The sequence below is a fragment of the Bartonella sp. B10834G3 genome, assembly GCF_016102505.1.
GTDB lineage: Bacteria > Pseudomonadota > Alphaproteobacteria > Rhizobiales > Rhizobiaceae > Bartonella > Bartonella choladocola.
In genome coordinates, this window is sequence record NZ_JACFOM010000001.1 from 470383 (window position 1) to 488462 (window position 18080).

Consider the following 18080-nt stretch of genomic DNA (forward strand, 5'->3'; position numbering starts at 1 on the left):
CTCAAACACGTACCAACGGACCGGGAGCCGGTATATATTTTTCTATAATTGCGCGTGCAGTCCACAGTGCCAGTGCACCGACTGTTGCGGTAGGATTATAGCCGGCATTATTGGGAAATGACGACGCTCCCGATACGAATACGTTATGCACATCCCAGCTTTGTTGATAGCGGTTCAAAACGCTCGTTCTGGGATCTTCACCCATCACTGCGCCACCAATTGTGTGATCGCTCGCTGTGTCATAGCCGGTGAAATTTGCTCGTGCAGAATTTGTACCGACAACATGTTCGGCTTTCATGGCATAACCGATTTCGACACTTTTTTGCTCAATAAATCGGGCAGAACGGCGATCATTTTCATTATAATTGAAGGTCATTCTCAACAATGGTTGTCCATGGCCGTCTTTATAAGTGGGGTCGAGATCAAGGTAGTAATCCTTGTGGGAATAGCTTGTACCCTGCCCGAAAACGACAGTCGCGTTCTGAAACGCATGTTTATAGGCTTTTTTCCACTCTCTTCCCCAACGCGGAGTACCGGGCGGGAGAAAGTCTGTATTTCCGATGGGGCGGGAACCTCTGGTAACAACCAGAATGCCCGCGCCACCAATAAAATCGAGATTTGAATGATCAAAACAATCGCCATTGAAATCGTCAATCTGGGCAGACAAGGCACCCGAACCGGCGAACTGGTTGAGATATTCGTTCTTGAAGAAAATGCTTGCGCCGGAAACTGTCTGGAAACAATAAGCGCGACCGACCGTACCTTCTCCGGATACCGGATCATAAGGCTTGCCAATTTTTGAAAGCAGCAACAGGCGCACATTATGCAACTGGAATGCGCTGAACACTACAATATCGGCAGGTTGTTCCCATTCTTCACCGGTATGTTTATCAATATAGCTCACACCTGTCGCAGTTTTGCCGTCGGGTGCAAGATTGGCTTTAAGAACGGTTGAATCTGCAATAACTGTAAAATTCTTGCGTTGCATCAAGGCCGGAATAACACAATTGTTCGGCGTTCCCTTTGACCAGTTTCCGCAACCATAATAGAGGCAATAACCACAATAGGTACATGGCGCCATATGGATGTTGAACGGATTGGTATAGGCAGCAGATGTCTGGGCTGCCGGTACCATGAACGGATGATAGCCCATATTTGCCGTTGCTTCGGTAAAAATATCCGTCAACCGTGTTGTTTTCAAAGGTGGCAACGGATATTCGTTTTGCCGCGGTTCTTCAAACGGATTGCCGCCTTCAATAATTTTACCCTGAAGATTACCGGCTTTGCCGGAAATACCGGCAATTTTTTCATAACGATCGTAAAACGGCTCCAGATCTTCGTAGCTGACACCCCAATCCTGTACGATAAGGCCATCAACCAGTTTTTCTTTACCGTAACGCTCGGCAATCGTTGTCATCGGCTTGAAATCATAGGCCGTAAAACGCCATGCCATTCCTGCCCAATGGGCGCCTGCACCACCGACATTATAGCCCATGTCGAAAGTGCTCCAGTCACGCACCGGCAAGGCTGTTTGTGTGCGATCATTACGCACCGTGATGGTTTCTATGGCCGGCGGTAAAATCAGGTCACGACGTGTATCCCAACGTAATTCATCCGCATCGACCGCAGGCGGATGGTCGGTCGAGGTTTCCAACCATGGCCCCCGTTCGATTGCAACAACATCAAGACCAGCGCGGGTCAGTTCTTCGGCAATCAAAGACCCTGCCCAACCAAGACCGACGATGACAACATCGGCTTTAGGACGACGATTTGTCATAATCAGATTCCTTGTTTATGATTGCTACGCATAACGAGACTGATAGGCTCGATGCCGAGATTTTCGCCTTTGCGATCCATTGCAAAACGGAAATCGTACCGGGCACCCGGAAAGCCCAGCATCTTCCAGCTTGCCATTCCTTTGTTACCCCCATATATCGGATCCGAAAGATAGCCTTCACGGACGTTTTGCAGCATGAGTTCAAAAAGAGCTTTAGGATGAACATTGTCGGGTAAAGGCAAAGTTCCTTCTTCCATAGCCTCCAATATGGCTATCTGACGTTCGTTCGATAGTTTATCAAAGCTCTTGCCATCCGTATTTTTGCAATATGTATCAAGTGCAGCCAAACCGATTTTATAGCGTTCAGCCGGAGAAAATGAATATTGCGGGCCTTGTTCAGGCGTGCCTTTCAAAAACGGGCCAACCAGATATTGTTTTGTTCCCTTGCCGAATGCACCGGCCAATTGATTGTCGATAAAGGTTACACAACCGGCTTCTTTCCCGCCAATACCCAATTCATCCGACGGAATAAAACAATCGGCAATTGCACCCATCACATCGGCTTCGGATTGTGTGAAAAAAACAAGTTTATGTTCATCAATAACAGGATAAAACGACGTAGGCGTTGCATCGGCCTTCCAGGGCATTGTGCTGTTTATAATTGTCGCACAACCTTTCTGGACAAATGTTCCCGCCACCATAAATCCCGTTAACATTGTAATAAATTCACGGCGTCTCATCAGTCTAGGCTTTCAATATCAATGTATTTCTCGATTTCCGTATTTTTAAGTCAATAGAACTTGTCTCGTAATTTAGATCTATTCTAAATTACTCTATAATATAGCCCGAATTATCCAAGCATTTTTTCAGATAGTTATAACCCATGGTAGCATATTGCAGCGGGGGGGCTTTTTCAGGATCCTGTTCGGCTTCAACAACGAACCAGCCTTGATAATGTTGTGCAGCCAGTTCGTCACAAATTTTCTGGAAATCGATCATACCGTCACCGGGCACGGTAAAGACGCCTTCCAGAACGCAATCCAGAAAGGAGGAACGATCCCGATCAATTCCATTCATGATATTTTCACGAACATCCTTGCAATGGACATGGACGACACGTTTGCCGTATTTTTTCAGTATAGATAGCGGATCAACGCCCGCCATAACGAGATGTCCGGTGTCAAACAACAAGCCAACGCTCTTTTTGGTTGCTGCAAGAAAGCGATCAATATCATGTTCCCTTTCAATCACCGCGCCAAGATGGTGGTGATAGGCAAGTTGAATATCTTCTGTGAGACACCAATCGGCAAAATCGTTCATCTTCTGCGCATAGCCGAGAATTTCATCGTCGTTCAATTGCGGACGCTTGTTTAACGGAACATGACGTTGACCTTGTATGCTGCGGGCAACTTCACCATAAACCATTGTCTTTACATCAAGATCACGTAGCAACTTCATTAAAGGCAAGGCTTGCTTTTTTTCCGCTTCCAAATTGTTATCAAGCAAAGTGCCGGAATACCAGCTTGCGGCCAATGCCAGATCATTGTTTGCCAATAATTGACGAAGAACATTTGTTTCGCGCGGGAATTTGCCGCCCATTTCTGTTCCGCTGTAGCCAGCTTTGCGGCTTTCTTCCAGACATTGTTCAACCGGAGTATCTCCGCCCAATTCGGGAAGATCGTCATTTGTCCATGCGATAGGGCATGCTGCCAATCGAGCTTTCATTTTTCTAATCCTTCAACCATGATGACGAAAATTTAACGCTTACATTTTGGTCGCGCCGACCATCAAACCGCCAATGACAACACAGCCGACGCCGGACAAAACATAGATCAGCTCTTTGCGTGTCTTTTTTTCCTTCAAAAACAGAAGTGCACCCAATGTTGCAACAACCACAGCCATTTGAGACAGCGTCCAACCGACAGCCAATCCATTCATCTGGATAGAAATCAAAAGTGTAAAATTGGCTATTGCGAAGAAAAGGCCGGAAAGTAAATTGGCAAATGTCTTTTTACCGAAAACACCGGTATCCTTGTCACCAACCGATTTCCCCATGGTCAAAACACATAAGATTAATGTAGCGACAAACATCACAATTGATTGTGGAACGACCATCTGCCAGCCATCGACTGTAAAAAACTTTCCGATAGAGGCATAGGCGATATATGTCAGAGACGATAGCAAGACAAATATCATGCCAAGCTTGGCATTGCCGTGGACTTCTTCTTTTTTCTCGGTGAATGTGGTAAGCCAAACGCCGACAATCAAAAGCAGAAGAGCGGGAACACCGCACATAAACTGCCAGGAAGCAATCCAATCTTTGAAGAAAAGGACGCCAAGCAGAGTATTACAGGCCAATGTCAGTCCTGTCACAATCGGATAAGCTTTCGATACGCCTATGAGCTCGAAAGCGCGAACCTGTAAAAATTGCGCGACTGTCCAGCAAATACCATTAATCAGGGCTGCTGCAATCAATGTGGGGGACCAAATGATCGGCTCCCCGAATATCCAGACGACAATTGCAAATATAAGTGTGGCAGTGACAACACCCATCAATTTATTTTGGGTAATACCACCGACTTTTTGCATAGAGAGGACTTGCAGCCCCCATCCAAGAGCAGGCACCAGGCCAATAAGCAGTGCTTCCATATTTTCCTCCCGATTTGTAAAGCACCAGAGACCTCTTTTTGCAGCTCCATTCTAAAACGGCACTTTTCATTTGGCCGGTCAGAAACATCTGAAAGTTATTTGCGTCAAAGGATCTCCACCCAGTGACGAATGATATGTTCAGTTTCCATAAATGTCAATATTGAACAATATTAATATATTTTTCTTATATTTTTCAATATCTTAACTATTATTATTTACTAATTTTTACTAATTATTTATTTCCCTATCAATCGTTCTATGCCTGCCGACAAATGTTTCAATACAGCCGCTTCCGCCTCATCCGGCGCGTTGTCTTTGATAGCTGTAAATATACCGGCATGTTCTTTTGCCACTCTTTCAGCATGTCTCCAATCGAAAGCAACGGTGCGCATTTGGCGTCCCAGACGCATAGCGACCAGAATATGCGGCTTCAACATATTGAATGTAAAATCGAGATAATGGTTGTGTGCGGCTGCGACAATCAGACGATGAAATTCAATATCGCGATCCATCTGTTCTTCACCGTCAACACCGGACTTTGCATAAAGCTCCATGGCCGCGTGTATTTTGTCGACATCCTCGTCGCTGCGAACAAGTGCTGCTTGTCGGGCGGCTCCCCCCTCGATAATCATTCTGAATTGTAAACATTTAACGAGATCGGCAATCGTCGTCGGCGGGTCGATAAAGGCCGTTTCTTCTGTTGCTTTTTCACGCAGATACGTTCCCGACCCGCGACGGGATTCAAGTACGCCTTCGGCCTTCAATATATCGAGCGCCTTACGCAAAACAGGGCGTGAAACCTGTATCTGGCGCGACAAATATGTCTCCGGCGGCAATCTGTCACCAACCTTGATAGCAGGATCACGCAACAAAGTTCTTAATTTATCAAGAGCACCATCAATGAGCGGCGTCGTCATAAAACCATCTCCTAAATTAGTAATAATTTGTAATTTTTAATTTTTTACAACTATTTTTAATAAGTAAAATCATTATGTTAAAAAAACAGCCCTTTCTTTTTTAAAATTAATATTGACTAAAACTATAGATAGGCTTTTATATAGTTCAGGTGAAACTGTCAGTAAAACCATAATGGGGAGCGGGAATACAGATGTTCGATAATGGCATCAACTCCCAGTAAATTTGATGCTTGATAATAACAAATTCTTACCACCTCGTCTTTTTGATGCACATATGCACTTTTATAATACTGTCGCTAACACGGCGACAACGCCATTTAAAGTTCCCGTCGCCGACGTTAATTCCTATCAACAAAAAATGGCGGAACTGAATATTGAAAAAGTAGCTGTTGTGCAATCAATGCTCTATGGCACCGATAATTCGGTGATGCTTCACGGCGTTGAAGCGCTTGGATTGAAGCGCGCTTGCGCTATTGCGGTTACAAAAGCCGATGCGCCTAAAAAATTATGGCAGGATCTCGATAAGAAAGGCGTTCGCGGTTTAAGAGCCTTTATGCTGTTTGACCCGTTATTGCAATGGAGTGAACTGGTAGAATTATCAAAACGTCTGGCGGATATAGGCTGGCAGCTTCATTTGCAAATGGACGGAAGAAAACTGCCGCAATATCGGGACATCATTTCACAAATTGCCTGTCCGCTCGTCATCGATCACGTAGGCAAATTTATCCCCCCCGTTAAAGTTCATTCGGATGAATTCCAAACACTTCTGCGCCTTCTCGAAAACGAAAACAGATGGGTCAAGATTTCCGGCTTTTATGAAACGTCGAAAACCGGCGCTCCCGATTATGAAGATGTAACGGTTCTGGCGCGCACGCTCGTTTCCCATATACCGGATCGGGTGGTTTGGGCATCCAATTGGCCGCATCCCAATTTACAGCCGCCCCCCGACGATTTGGCCCTCATTGAATTGACAATGAGGCTTACCGACACACCGGAAGCGGCAGAAAAGTTATTTTATTCAAATGCAATGCGCCTCTACGGCTTTTCAAAACCTTAAGGACTTTATGATGTCATTCGACGGAAAATTCTATATTATTACAGGTGGTGCCGGCGGCATTGGACTAGCGACCGCGAAATATCTCGCCAAACGTGGTGCAAGAATTCTCGCTATTGATCTGCAAAAAGCCTCTTTTTCACAATCGGAAGCGGAGTTTGATCGCATAACGTTTGAAACCTGCGATGTAACCAACCGGAAACAAATCGAAACAATCATCGGGCAAGCCGTTGAAAAATTCGGAATACCGGACGGTCTTGTAACCAGCGCAGGCGTTGATCGGCACCATGATTTCTTTTCATTAAATGACGACGAATTCAAAAACATTCTTGATATTAATGTATTGGGTTCTTTCAGATTTACCCAGATCTGCGCGCGTCTGTGGAAAGAGCATCCGCGTCAGGACAATAGTACATATGCTGTCGTGTTGCTTTCGTCAGTCAATGCGATCATTGCTACCGCGACCCACACGGCTTATGCGACATCAAAGGGAGCGGTTGCACAAATGACCCGTGTTATGTCAGTCGAGCTTGCTCCATATGGCATTCGCGTGAACGCGATGGCTCCCGGAACAATACGAACGGCACTTCTCGACGCTCTCGTTAAAGAAAGTCCCGATGCACTCGATTCAGTCCTTTCCCGAACGCCATTAGGCCGTGTCGGTAACCCCGAAGAGATTGCAAGCTCCATCGCTTTTCTGCTCGATGATGCTTCAAGTTACGTGACCGGACAATCACTTTACGCAGACGGCGGAAGAACAGTTCAAAATCTCATACTCAAAAAATAAACATCAACCCATGACCGGGAGGAAAACATGACTCAAAAAACGATACGCCTGACAATGGCGCAAGCATTGGTTCGCTACCTTATCAATCAGTTCATTGACGACGATGGCGTTGAAAAGCCGCTATTTCCCGGTATTTTTGCTATATTCGGTCATGGCAATGTGACATGCCTTGGCGAGGCCCTGGAACCCTATCGCGACAGACTTCCGGTTTGGCGTGGACAGAATGAACAGTCGATGGCAATGGCCGCCATTGCTTACGCAAAAGAGCACCGCCGCCGCCAGATTATGATCGCGCTTTCGTCGATTGGACCTGGCTCGTCGAATATGATGACCGCAGCCGCTGCCGCCTACTCGAACAGATTGCCGGTTCTTTTGTTATCGGGCGATGTTTTTGCAACCCGTCGACCCGATCCGGTTTTACAACAAACCGAAAATTTTCAGGATGCAACAGCAACTGTGAGTGACGGTTTTAAACCGTTCACACGTTATTGGGATCGCATAACCTATCCATCCCAGATTATTTCTTCACTGCCTCATGCTGTATCAACCATGCTTGATCCGGCCACCGCCGGACCGGCATTTATCGGATTATGTCAGGATGTTCAGGAAATGGCTTATGACTATCCGGAAGCATTTTTTGCCAAAAAAATACATCACATAGACCGCCTGCGCGCCGACAAAAAATCCATAGAACAGGCTGTTGAAACTCTTAAAAAAGCTGAACGTCCGCTTGTCATTGCCGGCGGGGGTGTGCGTTATTCAAAAGCCGAACAGGACTTGCAAAGCTTCGCCGAAAAATACAATTTGCCGGTTGTAGAAACAATCGCCGGCAAAGGAACATTGATACATGGTCATCAAAATCTGATGGGAATGATCGGCGTATCCGGTTCCGATGCCGGAAATATGATGGCAGCAAATGCCGACTGCATTATTGCCATTGGAACACGTTTGCAAGACTACATCACCGGCTCGTGGACGTGTTTTCCACGCGACGCGAAATTTGTTTCAATCAATACAACGCGCTTTGACAGTGTCAAACATCAGGCACAAGGCGTCGTCGGCGATGCTAAAGAAGCACTAGCCGATATTTCGGAAAAGCTCGGCTCCTGGAAAGCTGATAAAGACTGGCTGAAACGAGGACAGGATGCCACTCGAAAATGGTATGAAAAAGTCGAGCAGTTTCAAAAACCTGACAATGGTGAAATCCTCACTTACGCACAAGTTGTCGGTGCCGTTAATGCCCAATCGGATGAATTTGACACCGTCGTTTCATCCGCAGGCGGAATTGTCGGCGAACTCTTGAAAGGCTGGCATGTCAAGGGACGTTACGGCTTCGACAGCGAGATGGGCTCCTCGACGATGGGCTATGAAATCGGCGCGGGTTGGGGAACAGCGATGGCACGTAATAAAGGTGAAGTCTATGTCATGCTTGGCGACGGCTCTTACCTGATGGCCAATTCGGATATCTATTCTTCCGTCCTCACAGGGCACAAGATTATTGTTATCGTCTGCGACAATGAAGGTTTTGCAGTTATCCGCCGCCTACAGGTGGGAAAAGGTAATGTTCCTTATAATAACATGATCGCCGAAAGTAAGGTAAAGCAACCCTTTGGTGTCGACTTTGCTGCCCATGCTGCCGCTATGGGAGCTGCTACAAGACGGGTTGACAGTTATAGCGAGCTCGAAGATGCTTTGGACTGGGCACGCAAACAGGATAAAAGTTGTCTTATTCATGTTCCGGTTGCTGCTGACAAATGGACACCCGGCGACTCGTTCTGGGATGTCGGGGTTCCGGAAATAAGCCACCGCAAGGAAGTTTGTGATGCAAGAGCCGAGCAAGTTGATGGAAGAAAAATGCAACGCGAGGGGGTATAATGATGACGCAGTCGGGAAATAGTTTTAAAGCAAATTTGCACAAAAAGAAGCTCATAGGATTATGGGTTTCACTGTGTTCACCCGCATCTGCCGAAATTTGCGCCCGTTCGGGAGCCGACTGGGTACTGGTCGACATGGAACATGCCCCCAATGAGGTGGCAGGCGTTGCCGATCAGCTAAGAGCGGCCGAACATGCAACCGCAGTCATTGTCCGCCCGCCCGAAAGCACACAGACATATGCCAAACGCCTTCTCGATATAGGTGTTAAAACCATTATGTTTCCCATGATCGATACACCCGAACAGGCTAAAGCGGTTGTCTCATGGACAAGGTATCCGCCACACGGTATACGCGGCATTTCCGGAGTTATCCGCGCTTCCGACTATGGCAGAGATAGCCAATATCGCGAACGTCTCGAAGAAGAAATCTGCGTTATTGTGCAGGCTGAAACACCTCAGGCTATTGCCAATATTCCGGCAATCGCAGCCGTTAAGGGCATTGATGCGATTTTCATTGGCCCCGGTGATCTTTCAGCATCAATGGGATATACGGGTAACGCGAATGCACCTGAAGTAAGACGCGTCATCAAAGAGGCATTGGGAACCATTAAAAGCAACGGAAAGGGTGCCGGTGTGCTCGGATATGGTGCTCCCCTTGCACACGAGTTTTTTGCAGAAGGTGCCGATTTTGTTGCAGTTGGTGCCGATACCTGGCTGCTTGCTCGCGAAACAGCCGGACTTGTCAAAGCCTGCCGCGCCTGAATATATCGAGTTTTAAACTATTGATTTTTGTATTGAAACCGGCAACTCCGTTTTGCCGGTTTCATTGATTTAACCCCTTTTGCCGATTTCAATGATTTAACCCTGCTTACCGGTTTCAATGATTTCACCCCCTTGCCGATTTCAAATATTGAACTCCGGCAATGCGGTAAACTGTCAACATTGAGTCATGCACTGGCAGTTAATTATGGCTCCAATGATAGAACATCAAATTGAGTCAATCACACCGCCGTCGACACGTATAGATGCACCTGTCGTTCCTGAGGCCTGTTGCGAAGCGATATAGACGACCATATTGGCGACCTCGTCTGTTGTCGTGGGACGTTGAAGAATTGAACTTGGACGCATGCGCATAACGTAATCACGGGCTGCCTGATCCAGTGTTTTACCGTTCTTCTTGATGTCATCCTGCAACTGTTCAATCATACCATCTGATAATGTTGGCCCTGGCAGAACCGCATTCACCGTCACGCCGGTTCCTGCCAGTCTTTTTGCCAAACCGCGCGATAAAGCCAAAAGCGCCGTTTTTGTCACACCATAATGAATCATTTCCGAAGGTATATTGAAGGCCGATTCCGAAGAAATAAAAATGACCCTGCCCCATCCTTTTTTAATCATGGACGGGGTTAAATTGCGCGATAAGCGAACACCCGACATAATATTGGTTTCAAAAAACTGCTCCCAAACGTCGTCTCCTGTGTCATAAAAATCGCGTTCGCCGAATATTCCAAGATTATTTACCAATATATCGACAGACGGAAAAGTCTCTGTCAATTTTGTGCAATCCTGCGCCAAAGAGAGATCGCCCACAAAAGACTGGACAGCTTTTCCAGTCGCTTTTTTCAACTCTTCAGATGCATGTTCGACACTTTCGCGACTGCGTCCATTAATGATGACATCTGCGCCCGATAGCGCCAATCCTTTGGCGATGGCCAGACCGATGCCTTTTGTCGATCCGGTTACGATAGCCCGCTTACCATTAAGTTCAATTTTCATTTACATCTTCCTTCAATTCTGTTTTTTCACACCAACGGACGAAGCGATTGCGCTTCAAACATTAATTTGTATAAATTAGTAAAATACCTGTTTTTAACATATTGTAATAACAACTTTTTTTAAAAATTATTTGTATAATATAACACATTTTTACAAATAATTATTGACTTTTTTCGATTATAAGTTTCAACATGCTGCAATGGGAGAGTTATTATGTCCAAAATTCAGTCCATTCAAACAATCCGGATTGCCGACCGCCCGAAACTTATATGGGTAGAAATCACAACCGATGAAGGCATTGTCGGTCTTGGAGAAAGTTTCCGCAATGCTGAAAGTGTCGAAGCCCTGATTCATGAACACGTTGCTCCCCAGATACTTGGAAAAGATTCCAGAAATATAGAAGAAATTTCACGTTTGTTGATGGGCTATTATCTCGGATTTAACAGCAGTGGTGCTGAAATCCGTGCGGCCAGTGCTGTCGATATTGCTCTATGGGATATTGCAGGCAAGCGTCACGGCATACCGGTTTATGAAGCGATAGGCGGAAAAAGCAGGAACGAAATACGCGTTTATAATACCTGTGCCGGCTATGACTTCAATTCGCGCGGTGTAAACCGACGTTTGGTAAGTGGCAATGAAATTCCTGCCGGTCCATCCGACGACCAGATAGCTTTTACAAAAGATGCCGGTGCGCTCGCAGAAAGCTTGTTATCGGAAGGTTATAGTGCAATGAAAATTTGGCCTTTTGATATTTTTGCTGTGACAGGTGGCAATACCATCACTTTGCCCGAACTGAAGCAAGGATTGGAACCTTTCAGAAAAATTCGGCAAGCGGTCGGTGATCGCATAGAAGTCATGTGTGAACTTCATAGTTTGTGGAGCTCATATGCAGCCGAGCGGATTTGTCGCGCTTTGGAAGATTACAATATCTTCTGGGTTGAAGACCCGATTAATAAAATGGACAATTTCAAAGCGCTGGCAGATCTGCGGCAACGGGTGCGCGTTCCGGTCTGCGGTAGTGAAACACTCGGCGGAGCGGCAAGTTTCCAAAAAATGCTGTCGGCGAATGCCACCGATATTGTGATGGCTGATCTCGCATGGTGCGGCGGCCTGACCGAAGGGCGCAAAATAGCCTATCTTGCCGAAATCTATGGCAAACCCTTTGCGCCGCATGATTGTACCGGTCCGGTTACACTGGTTGCCGGTCTTCATCTGGCGCTCCATGCTTCCACAGCCATTTATCAAGAAGTGGTCAGAGCAAGTCTGGCATCGTGGTATCCCGAACTCGTTTCCGGCCTGCCGCCGATTGAAAACGGAAGCATTCATGCTCCTGAAAAACCGGGGCTCGGAATATCTCTTCATGAAAATGTAAAACGCCGGAAAGATGCAATCTTGCGAAACAGTCACCTTTGACGGAGGGACCTAAAATGAATAGAAGACAGATCCTGAAATCTATCGGCCTCATGGCCATTGCCAATCCATTTTACATCAAACAATCCCTCGCCGAAAGCAACCAGCCGACTTTACCGAAATTTGCCTTGAACCGGATAACAGCACCGCATTTATCGCTCGGTCATTATCTTGATTTATGTCATAGCCTTGGTATCGACAATATCGAGCTTAGAAATGATATAGCCGGTAGCGAAATACAAAACACAAAAGACATCGGTCAGGTTGCAAAAACCTGTCAATCCGCAAACATCAAAGTTTTAACAGTCAATGCCTTATACCCGATGGATATTTGGAACGACGAATTAAAGAATAAAGCGATAACAATTGCTGCCGCAGCACAACAATTGGGGGCTAAAGGCGTGGTTTGCTGCCCGTCGGTCGAGCCGGATGACAAGAGAAGTAGCGAAGAAAAAGCGGCCGGTTTACGACATTCACTCGACGCATTGGCAAAAATATTTCACGATCATAATGTGATGGGATATATCGAGCCGCTAGGTTTTACACAATCATCTCTGCGCCGCAAAAAAACTGCACTCCAAGCCATATCGGATGTCGGCGGAAATGATGTCTTCCGGCTGGTTCACGACACATTCCATCATTTTCTGGCACAGGATCCGGATTACTTTGTCGATATGACCGCAATTGTCCATATTTCGGGTGTTGACGATAAAAACCTGCCTATTGATGCAATTCGCAATGAAGACCGGACCGTTGTCGACCCTCAAGATATTATGAGCAACATCCAGCAACTTAAAGAGCTTCGGAAACGTGGATATAAAGGTGATATTTCACATGAAATATTTTCCCCGAACGTACAAAATGATAAAAACATCGCTTCACGATTGAATACGTCCATGGAATATATCCGCTCTTCTTTAGCGTAACCATGCACCGATATGATAACAGAAATTTAAAAAATGGGTGAAAAACTTTTATTTTATCCATTTTATTTTATTATATTCATTTTAAAACCATATTATTTTATAATTATACTGTTTGATTTTTATAGAGACGAATGATATTTCGTAATATTATATAATAAAATTTATAATACCGTATTCATAATACCTTCAAAATTGATCTGCGCCTATCGGGTTTTTCTTATTTAAAACCGCATGCATTCGCTTACTCTTGTTGCATAAGATAACCGGTTATTTCATTATTTTTTCAGCGAAAATATCACGAAAAATGTAGTTTTAACCCCTATTAAATAGTATTAAAAAAGAAATATATTTGTTTTTTCCAATTTTATCGAGTTTGTTTAATTTTAAATTTTATTTTATGTATTTTCAGTTTTCCTATAAAAAAGTAAAAAATTTACTAGTTTTTATTTTTACTATTGTCATTGAAAAATTGAACAAAGCTATTGTTGTGAAATAATTAGCGCAAGTATTTATACGTTCTTTTTACTTTATCATTCGGCAATGGCAAGATCGCTAAAAGAATTTGTCTGATAACGTTAAAAACGCTGTTATAAAACGTGAATTAAGCTAATCTGCTCGAATTGGAATTATATTCGGAACCTTTATTGCAATGACAAAAGCTTTTTCAATAACACCCCCACCCCCCTATTACATTGTAGCCTTTTCGTCACAAAGGACTGAGGGAGACAATGGCTATGGGGAAATGTCCATAGCCATGGAAAAACTGGCCTTGCAGCAACCGGGTTGTCTTGGTGCTGAAAGTGTTCGCGGTGCTGATGGCTTCGGGATTACCAACTCGTTCTGGAAAGACGAAGCCAGTATGAAGGCCTGGAAAGCAAATGTAGATCACAAATTGGCTCAAAAATTAGGGAAGGAAATATTTTATTCCCGTTACATCATCCGCATTGCGAAAGTCGAGCGGGACTATTGTTTTGACAAAGAAGTCACAGCAACAAATTGATTGACTGATGCAATTTCGTTTTTCTAATTGACCTTCCACGGTCAAAGCCGAACAATCATTTATTTTATCTCCGGTGATAAATCTATAACCGGTTTTAAAGGGACGACGTGACAACCGATAGCATAATAGATGAGAACAGATGTTCTGTGCATGCATATCAATCCAACGCCCGACCTGAATTGAAATTCATCGTTTTGATATCCATTCAAATGAACAATGATTGAATATAACGATTTCTAATTGTTTTTATCTTTTTACGAACTATACGATGAAAACAGATTGAAAATCGGGAAAATGAACGATTTTTGTCATTTAAGTTTCAACGTTTTTATTGAACGTTTTTATTGTTTGATATTTTTTTCAACTTTTCCACGCTCGATAACATAAACATCATCAAGGAGGCTCCTGGAATGCACATGATCGGCCTCGGAAAGTAAAATTGTCAAACCTTCCGTTCGTAAGGCTGCAATCACTTCAATCAATCGTTGAGCCAAAGCCGGAGCAACCCCCTCGAAAGGTTCGTCCAACAATAATAATGAACGCCCGATAATTAATGCACGTCCCGATGCAACAAGTTTTTGTTGCCCTCCAGAAAGAGTAATTGCCTTACGGTTTGCAAAACGGGCAATTTCGGGCATGAGTTCATATATCCATTTCAAGCGTTCAGGCTGTTGTTTCTGTCCAGTGGCATCGAAAGGCAAAAGAATATTTTCTTCGACGCTGAATTCAGGAATCAAACGGCGATCTTCCGGCATATAGCCCACGCCAATCCTCGCCCGCATATGGGTCGGCTGGTTCGTCATATCTTTTCCATCAATCCATATTTGCCCTTTGGATAACGGAAGAATTCCCATAATCGTGCGCGTAAATGTTGTTTTTCCGGCACCATTTAGCACGTAAGATAACCGATACAACGTTTTGAATATACTTGTTATGATTTTTCCCGCAATACTTACTGTCAACCGCAATGTGTCGTATTTTATCTATAAATGACGAATTTTCACAGATTCTCAATCTATAAAACCAGAATCAACATGGAAGCAAAATATAAAATCAGACGGAAAGATCGTAGCGCTCATATATTGTTTTAAAAATATTTTTCCAATTCAATATATTCTAAAAACAACGAATATATAATTTAACATTACATGATAATAATCTAACAACAAAGCATTTTAATAATAATCATTTCAGGAAGTGCGCTATAGTAAAGCGACATTTCGCCTTGTCAGGAAATATTTTTTCGCCTGAAATGAAAGCAGCATTTTGATTTTTTAAAATTGAGGAATAAACTCATCTTAAATTCTATGCCATAATCAAACACCCATGACCAATTCATATGACCATTGTTAATGAATGATTTTTACCAGAGGTAGATGATGCTTACTCAAACACGCCGTCATTTTTTAATTGGTGCTTCACTTCTCCCCGCTATTTGTGCATTTCCTGCTATTGCCGCTGCCGAAGACAAAAAACCGGTAATATGGGGGCCTCCGGCGGGTCCTTCTATCGTCGCGGCTTATGCAGTAAAAACCGGCATGTTGGAAGATTTGCTACCCGGATGCCAATTCAAGGTTTGGAACAATCCCGACCAGATCAGAGCAGGCTTAAGCTCCGGTTCTGTCAATATGGCTATTTTGCCAAGCTATAGCGGCGCGAATTTATATAATAAGGGTCTTGACGTGAGATTGGCAAATATTCTGACAGACGGGCTTCTTTACATCGTCGCACCGGAAGCATCCAATATCAAAACACTTCAGGATCTTGTCGGGAAAAAACTTGCTGTACCGTTCAAAAACGATATGCCCGACTACATTATGCAAGCAATTTTAAAAGCATATGACATCAAGCCGGATGCAATCGACATACAATATACGGGAAGCCTCCCCGAAGCCATGCCGCTTCTTATGATCGGGCGTGTTGATGCTGCAGTCATTGTCGAACCTGCAGCATCCACAGTGATTTCTATGAGCGCTGCATCGCCTAAAAAAATTGTTCGTGCGCTTGATATTCAAAAACTTTGGGAAAAAGTTTCAAAGACGGATGCCATTCCGCAAGCCGGTCTTGTTACCGGCAAAGGTTTTGAAGGGGACGCAGGAACAAAAAAAATAGCAGCACTCAATGCATGTTTGGCAAGTGCGCTCGAACGAATTAAGGCCGATCCCGAAAAAGCCGCCGAACAGGTTGGCGATTTGCTTGATTTCCCTCCACGATTGATTGCCGCATCCGTGGCTTTCAGTCATCTTGTTGTCCATAATGCCAGAGAAGTCAAACCATCGCTTGAAACATTTTTTAATGTTCTCATCGAACAAAACTCCGCAATTCTAGGCGGAAAACTACCTGACGACGGATTTTATGCCTGATGCGCTCTACCAGACTCATTTCTCATCTTGTTTCGCTTGGAAACTATTTCTGGGGAGGTTTTGCAGGGCTTGCCGGTTGCTTCTGTTTTTTCGCTGTCTGGCAGTTGGCGCATGAGCTTTATGGCAGTTATGTGCTCCCCTCTCCGCAACAAACTTTGCAAGCAATGATCTTGCTTGTCCAAACGGACAAATTCATAGCAATGGCAAAAATAACGGCCGAGCGTTCCTTCATGGGCTTTGCGATAGCCGGTTCAATCGGAATTCTAAGCGGTGTATTATGCGGTTATTCATTTGCTGCGATCCGGCTGATGCGTCCGATCATTATCATTCTATTAGGGGTTCCACCGATAGGCTGGATTGTCCTTGCACTCATATGGTTTGAAAACGGCGGCGGGTCTGTTGTGATGACGATTGCAGTTGCGTCCTTTCCGCTTATTTTTATCAATAGCGTGGAAGCAATTGCCACGCGTGACCGTTCGCTCGACGATATGGCGCGTGCTTTCAACATCGGCATATTGAAACGATTTCGTACAATCACGTTTCCGCAAATGGTATCTTTCATATTTCCCGCCTTGTCGCTTTCGGCAGGAAGTGCATGGAAAGTTGCGGTCATGGCCGAACTTTTAAGTTATTCGGGGGGCTTGGGAGGCTTACTTTTCGAGGCACGTAGTACCTTCGATGTACCCGAAGTTACTGCGATCATTTTGATTATTGTGTGTTTTGCTTTGGTAACCGAATTCGGCATTATTCATCCGATACGGGAATTTTTTGAAAGCTGGCGGCATGCATCCGACCCTTGGGGCGTTAAAAGATGAGAATTGAAATGCAGGATATTGCGTTTTCTTATCTCGGAAGACGTATTCTTGAAAACGTCAATATTCACGTCGACGACCATGAAACATTGGTTGTTCTGGGTGCTTCCGGAGCAGGAAAAACGACAATATTGCAGATAGCGGCAGGCCTGTTGACGCCTAACAAAGGAGAGATCAAGAAAAGTTTCCGGCAACAGGCAATCGTTTTTCAGGAACCGAGATTGTTACCCTGGAAAACGACATATGAAAATATTGCCTATGGTTTGAATCATTCACGCCGGAGAGACGAAACAAATGACCTCGTGTCGGACTGCGCAAGAAAAGTCGGTTTAAAAATAACAGATCTTGAAAAATATCCGGCCGCATTATCCGGTGGTATGCGCCAGCGCGCAGCAGTCGCGCGTGCTCTTGCTGTCAATCCCGATATTATCTTTTTTGACGAGCCGTTTTCGGCAGTTGACATTGGCTTACGGCGAAATCTTCAGGATATTGTTATTGAAGAGGCAAAAGGCCAAGGTTTTTCGTCGTTATTTGTTACCCATGATCTTCACGAAGCATTGCGCATTGCTCACCGTCTGTTACTGGTTGGTGGCGATCCGGCAACAATTGTCGCTGAAAGACATGTTGAAGGTGAACCGGGAAAGAGGAGCGAACGCGAAATATTCGATATGAGCGAAGAATTTGCCAAAGATCGGGATTTTTACGACCTTCTTTATAGGAACAAGGATTAGCGCG

The 18080-nt window shown here is 44.7% G+C and carries 17 protein-coding genes; 10 read left to right on the forward strand and 7 right to left on the reverse strand.

Annotated elements, in window-relative coordinates; translation table 11 throughout:
- Position 1: 1 nt before the first annotated feature.
- The 5 genes from H3S94_RS02050 to H3S94_RS02070 all read right to left on the reverse strand — a co-directional run bounded on the left by H3S94_RS02050 (position 2) and on the right by H3S94_RS02070 (position 5343).
- Positions 2-1777: a GMC family oxidoreductase gene (locus H3S94_RS02050; protein WP_198230610.1), complete on the reverse strand. Its 1776-nt coding sequence runs from the start codon at positions 1775-1777 to the stop codon at positions 2-4.
- Between the two features lie 2 nt (positions 1778-1779).
- A complete protein-coding gene (locus H3S94_RS02055) occupies positions 1780-2517 on the reverse strand; it encodes a gluconate 2-dehydrogenase subunit 3 family protein (protein ID WP_198230609.1) in 738 nt (245 codons plus the stop codon).
- Between the two features lie 88 nt (positions 2518-2605).
- Positions 2606-3502 (reverse strand): myo-inosose-2 dehydratase, encoded by an 897-nt coding sequence (gene iolE, locus H3S94_RS02060; RefSeq protein WP_198230608.1) that lies wholly within the window; start codon positions 3500-3502, stop codon positions 2606-2608.
- A gap of 39 nt (positions 3503-3541) precedes the next feature.
- On the reverse strand, positions 3542-4426 hold the full coding sequence (locus H3S94_RS02065) for a GRP family sugar transporter (protein WP_077990785.1): 885 nt from the start codon (positions 4424-4426) through the stop codon (positions 3542-3544).
- Positions 4427-4662: 236 nt separating this feature from the next.
- A complete protein-coding gene (locus tag H3S94_RS02070; protein WP_198230606.1) occupies positions 4663-5343 on the reverse strand; it encodes a FadR/GntR family transcriptional regulator in 681 nt (226 codons plus the stop codon).
- A gap of 226 nt (positions 5344-5569) precedes the next feature.
- Between H3S94_RS02070 and H3S94_RS02075 the strand changes: the two genes are divergently transcribed.
- The 4 genes from H3S94_RS02075 to H3S94_RS02090 are packed head-to-tail and all read left to right on the forward strand — an operon-like array spanning position 5570 to position 9820.
- Positions 5570-6400, forward strand: coding sequence for an amidohydrolase (locus tag H3S94_RS02075; RefSeq protein WP_198240131.1), 831 nt, complete (start codon positions 5570-5572; stop codon positions 6398-6400).
- Between the two features lie 7 nt (positions 6401-6407).
- Positions 6408-7184 carry an SDR family NAD(P)-dependent oxidoreductase gene (locus H3S94_RS02080; protein WP_198240132.1) on the forward strand — a complete coding sequence of 259 codons (777 nt, stop codon included), beginning with the start codon at positions 6408-6410 and terminating at the stop codon, positions 7182-7184.
- A 27-nt stretch (positions 7185-7211) separates the two neighbouring features.
- The gene (gene iolD, locus H3S94_RS02085; protein WP_198240133.1) at positions 7212-9059 is read left to right on the forward strand and encodes a 3D-(3,5/4)-trihydroxycyclohexane-1,2-dione acylhydrolase (decyclizing); all 1848 of its coding nucleotides are present in this window, start codon (positions 7212-7214) and stop codon (positions 9057-9059) included.
- Positions 9059-9820, forward strand: a complete 762-nt coding sequence (locus H3S94_RS02090) for an HpcH/HpaI aldolase/citrate lyase family protein (protein ID WP_246786391.1) — start codon at positions 9059-9061, stop codon at positions 9818-9820. Before iolD ends, H3S94_RS02090 begins: the two co-directional genes overlap by 1 nt.
- Positions 9821-10045: 225 nt before the next feature.
- Here H3S94_RS02090 and H3S94_RS02095 read toward each other — a convergent pair whose 3' ends face one another.
- Positions 10046-10834, reverse strand: a complete 789-nt coding sequence (locus H3S94_RS02095; RefSeq protein ID WP_077990775.1) for an SDR family NAD(P)-dependent oxidoreductase — start codon at positions 10832-10834, stop codon at positions 10046-10048.
- Positions 10835-11047: 213 nt separating this feature from the next.
- On the opposite strand from H3S94_RS02095, the gene H3S94_RS02100 reads away from it, so the two are divergent.
- From H3S94_RS02100 to H3S94_RS02110, 3 genes are all read left to right on the forward strand, one after another.
- The gene (locus H3S94_RS02100) at positions 11048-12247 is read left to right on the forward strand and encodes a mandelate racemase/muconate lactonizing enzyme family protein (RefSeq protein ID WP_198240134.1); all 1200 of its coding nucleotides are present in this window, start codon (positions 11048-11050) and stop codon (positions 12245-12247) included.
- Positions 12248-12261: 14 nt separating this feature from the next.
- Positions 12262-13170, forward strand: coding sequence for a TIM barrel protein (locus H3S94_RS02105; RefSeq protein ID WP_198240135.1), 909 nt, complete (start codon positions 12262-12264; stop codon positions 13168-13170).
- Between the two features lie 649 nt (positions 13171-13819).
- A complete protein-coding gene (locus H3S94_RS02110) occupies positions 13820-14170 on the forward strand; it encodes an antibiotic biosynthesis monooxygenase (protein WP_198240136.1) in 351 nt (116 codons plus the stop codon).
- 341 nt (positions 14171-14511) lie between these two features.
- Here H3S94_RS02110 and H3S94_RS02115 read toward each other — a convergent pair whose 3' ends face one another.
- Entirely contained in the window at positions 14512-15066 is a 555-nt protein-coding gene (locus H3S94_RS02115) for an ATP-binding cassette domain-containing protein (RefSeq protein WP_198240137.1), read from the reverse strand.
- A 480-nt stretch (positions 15067-15546) separates the two neighbouring features.
- Between H3S94_RS02115 and H3S94_RS02120 the strand changes: the two genes are divergently transcribed.
- The 3 genes from H3S94_RS02120 to H3S94_RS02130 are packed head-to-tail and all read left to right on the forward strand — an operon-like array spanning position 15547 to position 18076.
- Entirely contained in the window at positions 15547-16533 is a 987-nt protein-coding gene (locus H3S94_RS02120; RefSeq protein ID WP_077990769.1) for an ABC transporter substrate-binding protein, read from the forward strand.
- Positions 16533-17348: an ABC transporter permease gene (locus H3S94_RS02125; protein WP_198230587.1), complete on the forward strand. Its 816-nt coding sequence runs from the start codon at positions 16533-16535 to the stop codon at positions 17346-17348. The genes H3S94_RS02120 and H3S94_RS02125 overlap by 1 nt, the downstream gene beginning before the upstream one ends.
- Complete coding sequence (locus H3S94_RS02130; protein ID WP_198240138.1) at positions 17345-18076, forward strand: ABC transporter ATP-binding protein; 732 nt, start codon at positions 17345-17347, stop codon at positions 18074-18076. Before H3S94_RS02125 ends, H3S94_RS02130 begins: the two co-directional genes overlap by 4 nt.
- Positions 18077-18080: the final 4 nt, after the last annotated feature.

What these genes read in the sequence shown, in the direction of transcription:
- H3S94_RS02090 (WP_246786391.1), top strand. Translation starts at nt 9,059, where the DNA reads ATGATGACGCAGTCGGGAAATAGTTTTAAAGCAAATTTGCACAAAAAG.
- H3S94_RS02105 (WP_198240135.1), top strand. Translation starts at nt 12,262, where the DNA reads ATGAATAGAAGACAGATCCTGAAATCTATCGGCCTCATGGCCATTGCC.
- H3S94_RS02070 (WP_198230606.1), bottom strand. Translation starts at nt 5,343, where the DNA reads ATGACGACGCCGCTCATTGATGGTGCTCTTGATAAATTAAGAACTTTG.
- H3S94_RS02130 (WP_198240138.1), top strand. Translation starts at nt 17,345, where the DNA reads ATGAGAATTGAAATGCAGGATATTGCGTTTTCTTATCTCGGAAGACGT.
- H3S94_RS02095 (WP_077990775.1), bottom strand. Translation starts at nt 10,834, where the DNA reads ATGAAAATTGAACTTAATGGTAAGCGGGCTATCGTAACCGGATCGACA.
- H3S94_RS02075 (WP_198240131.1), top strand. Translation starts at nt 5,570, where the DNA reads ATGCTTGATAATAACAAATTCTTACCACCTCGTCTTTTTGATGCACAT.
- iolD (WP_198240133.1), top strand. Translation starts at nt 7,212, where the DNA reads ATGACTCAAAAAACGATACGCCTGACAATGGCGCAAGCATTGGTTCGC.
- H3S94_RS02050 (WP_198230610.1), bottom strand. Translation starts at nt 1,777, where the DNA reads ATGACAAATCGTCGTCCTAAAGCCGATGTTGTCATCGTCGGTCTTGGT.
- iolE (WP_198230608.1), bottom strand. Translation starts at nt 3,502, where the DNA reads ATGAAAGCTCGATTGGCAGCATGCCCTATCGCATGGACAAATGACGAT.
- H3S94_RS02125 (WP_198230587.1), top strand. Translation starts at nt 16,533, where the DNA reads ATGCGCTCTACCAGACTCATTTCTCATCTTGTTTCGCTTGGAAACTAT.
- H3S94_RS02100 (WP_198240134.1), top strand. Translation starts at nt 11,048, where the DNA reads ATGTCCAAAATTCAGTCCATTCAAACAATCCGGATTGCCGACCGCCCG.
- H3S94_RS02055 (WP_198230609.1), bottom strand. Translation starts at nt 2,517, where the DNA reads ATGAGACGCCGTGAATTTATTACAATGTTAACGGGATTTATGGTGGCG.
- H3S94_RS02110 (WP_198240136.1), top strand. Translation starts at nt 13,820, where the DNA reads ATGACAAAAGCTTTTTCAATAACACCCCCACCCCCCTATTACATTGTA.
- H3S94_RS02080 (WP_198240132.1), top strand. Translation starts at nt 6,408, where the DNA reads ATGATGTCATTCGACGGAAAATTCTATATTATTACAGGTGGTGCCGGC.
- H3S94_RS02065 (WP_077990785.1), bottom strand. Translation starts at nt 4,426, where the DNA reads ATGGAAGCACTGCTTATTGGCCTGGTGCCTGCTCTTGGATGGGGGCTG.
- H3S94_RS02120 (WP_077990769.1), top strand. Translation starts at nt 15,547, where the DNA reads ATGATGCTTACTCAAACACGCCGTCATTTTTTAATTGGTGCTTCACTT.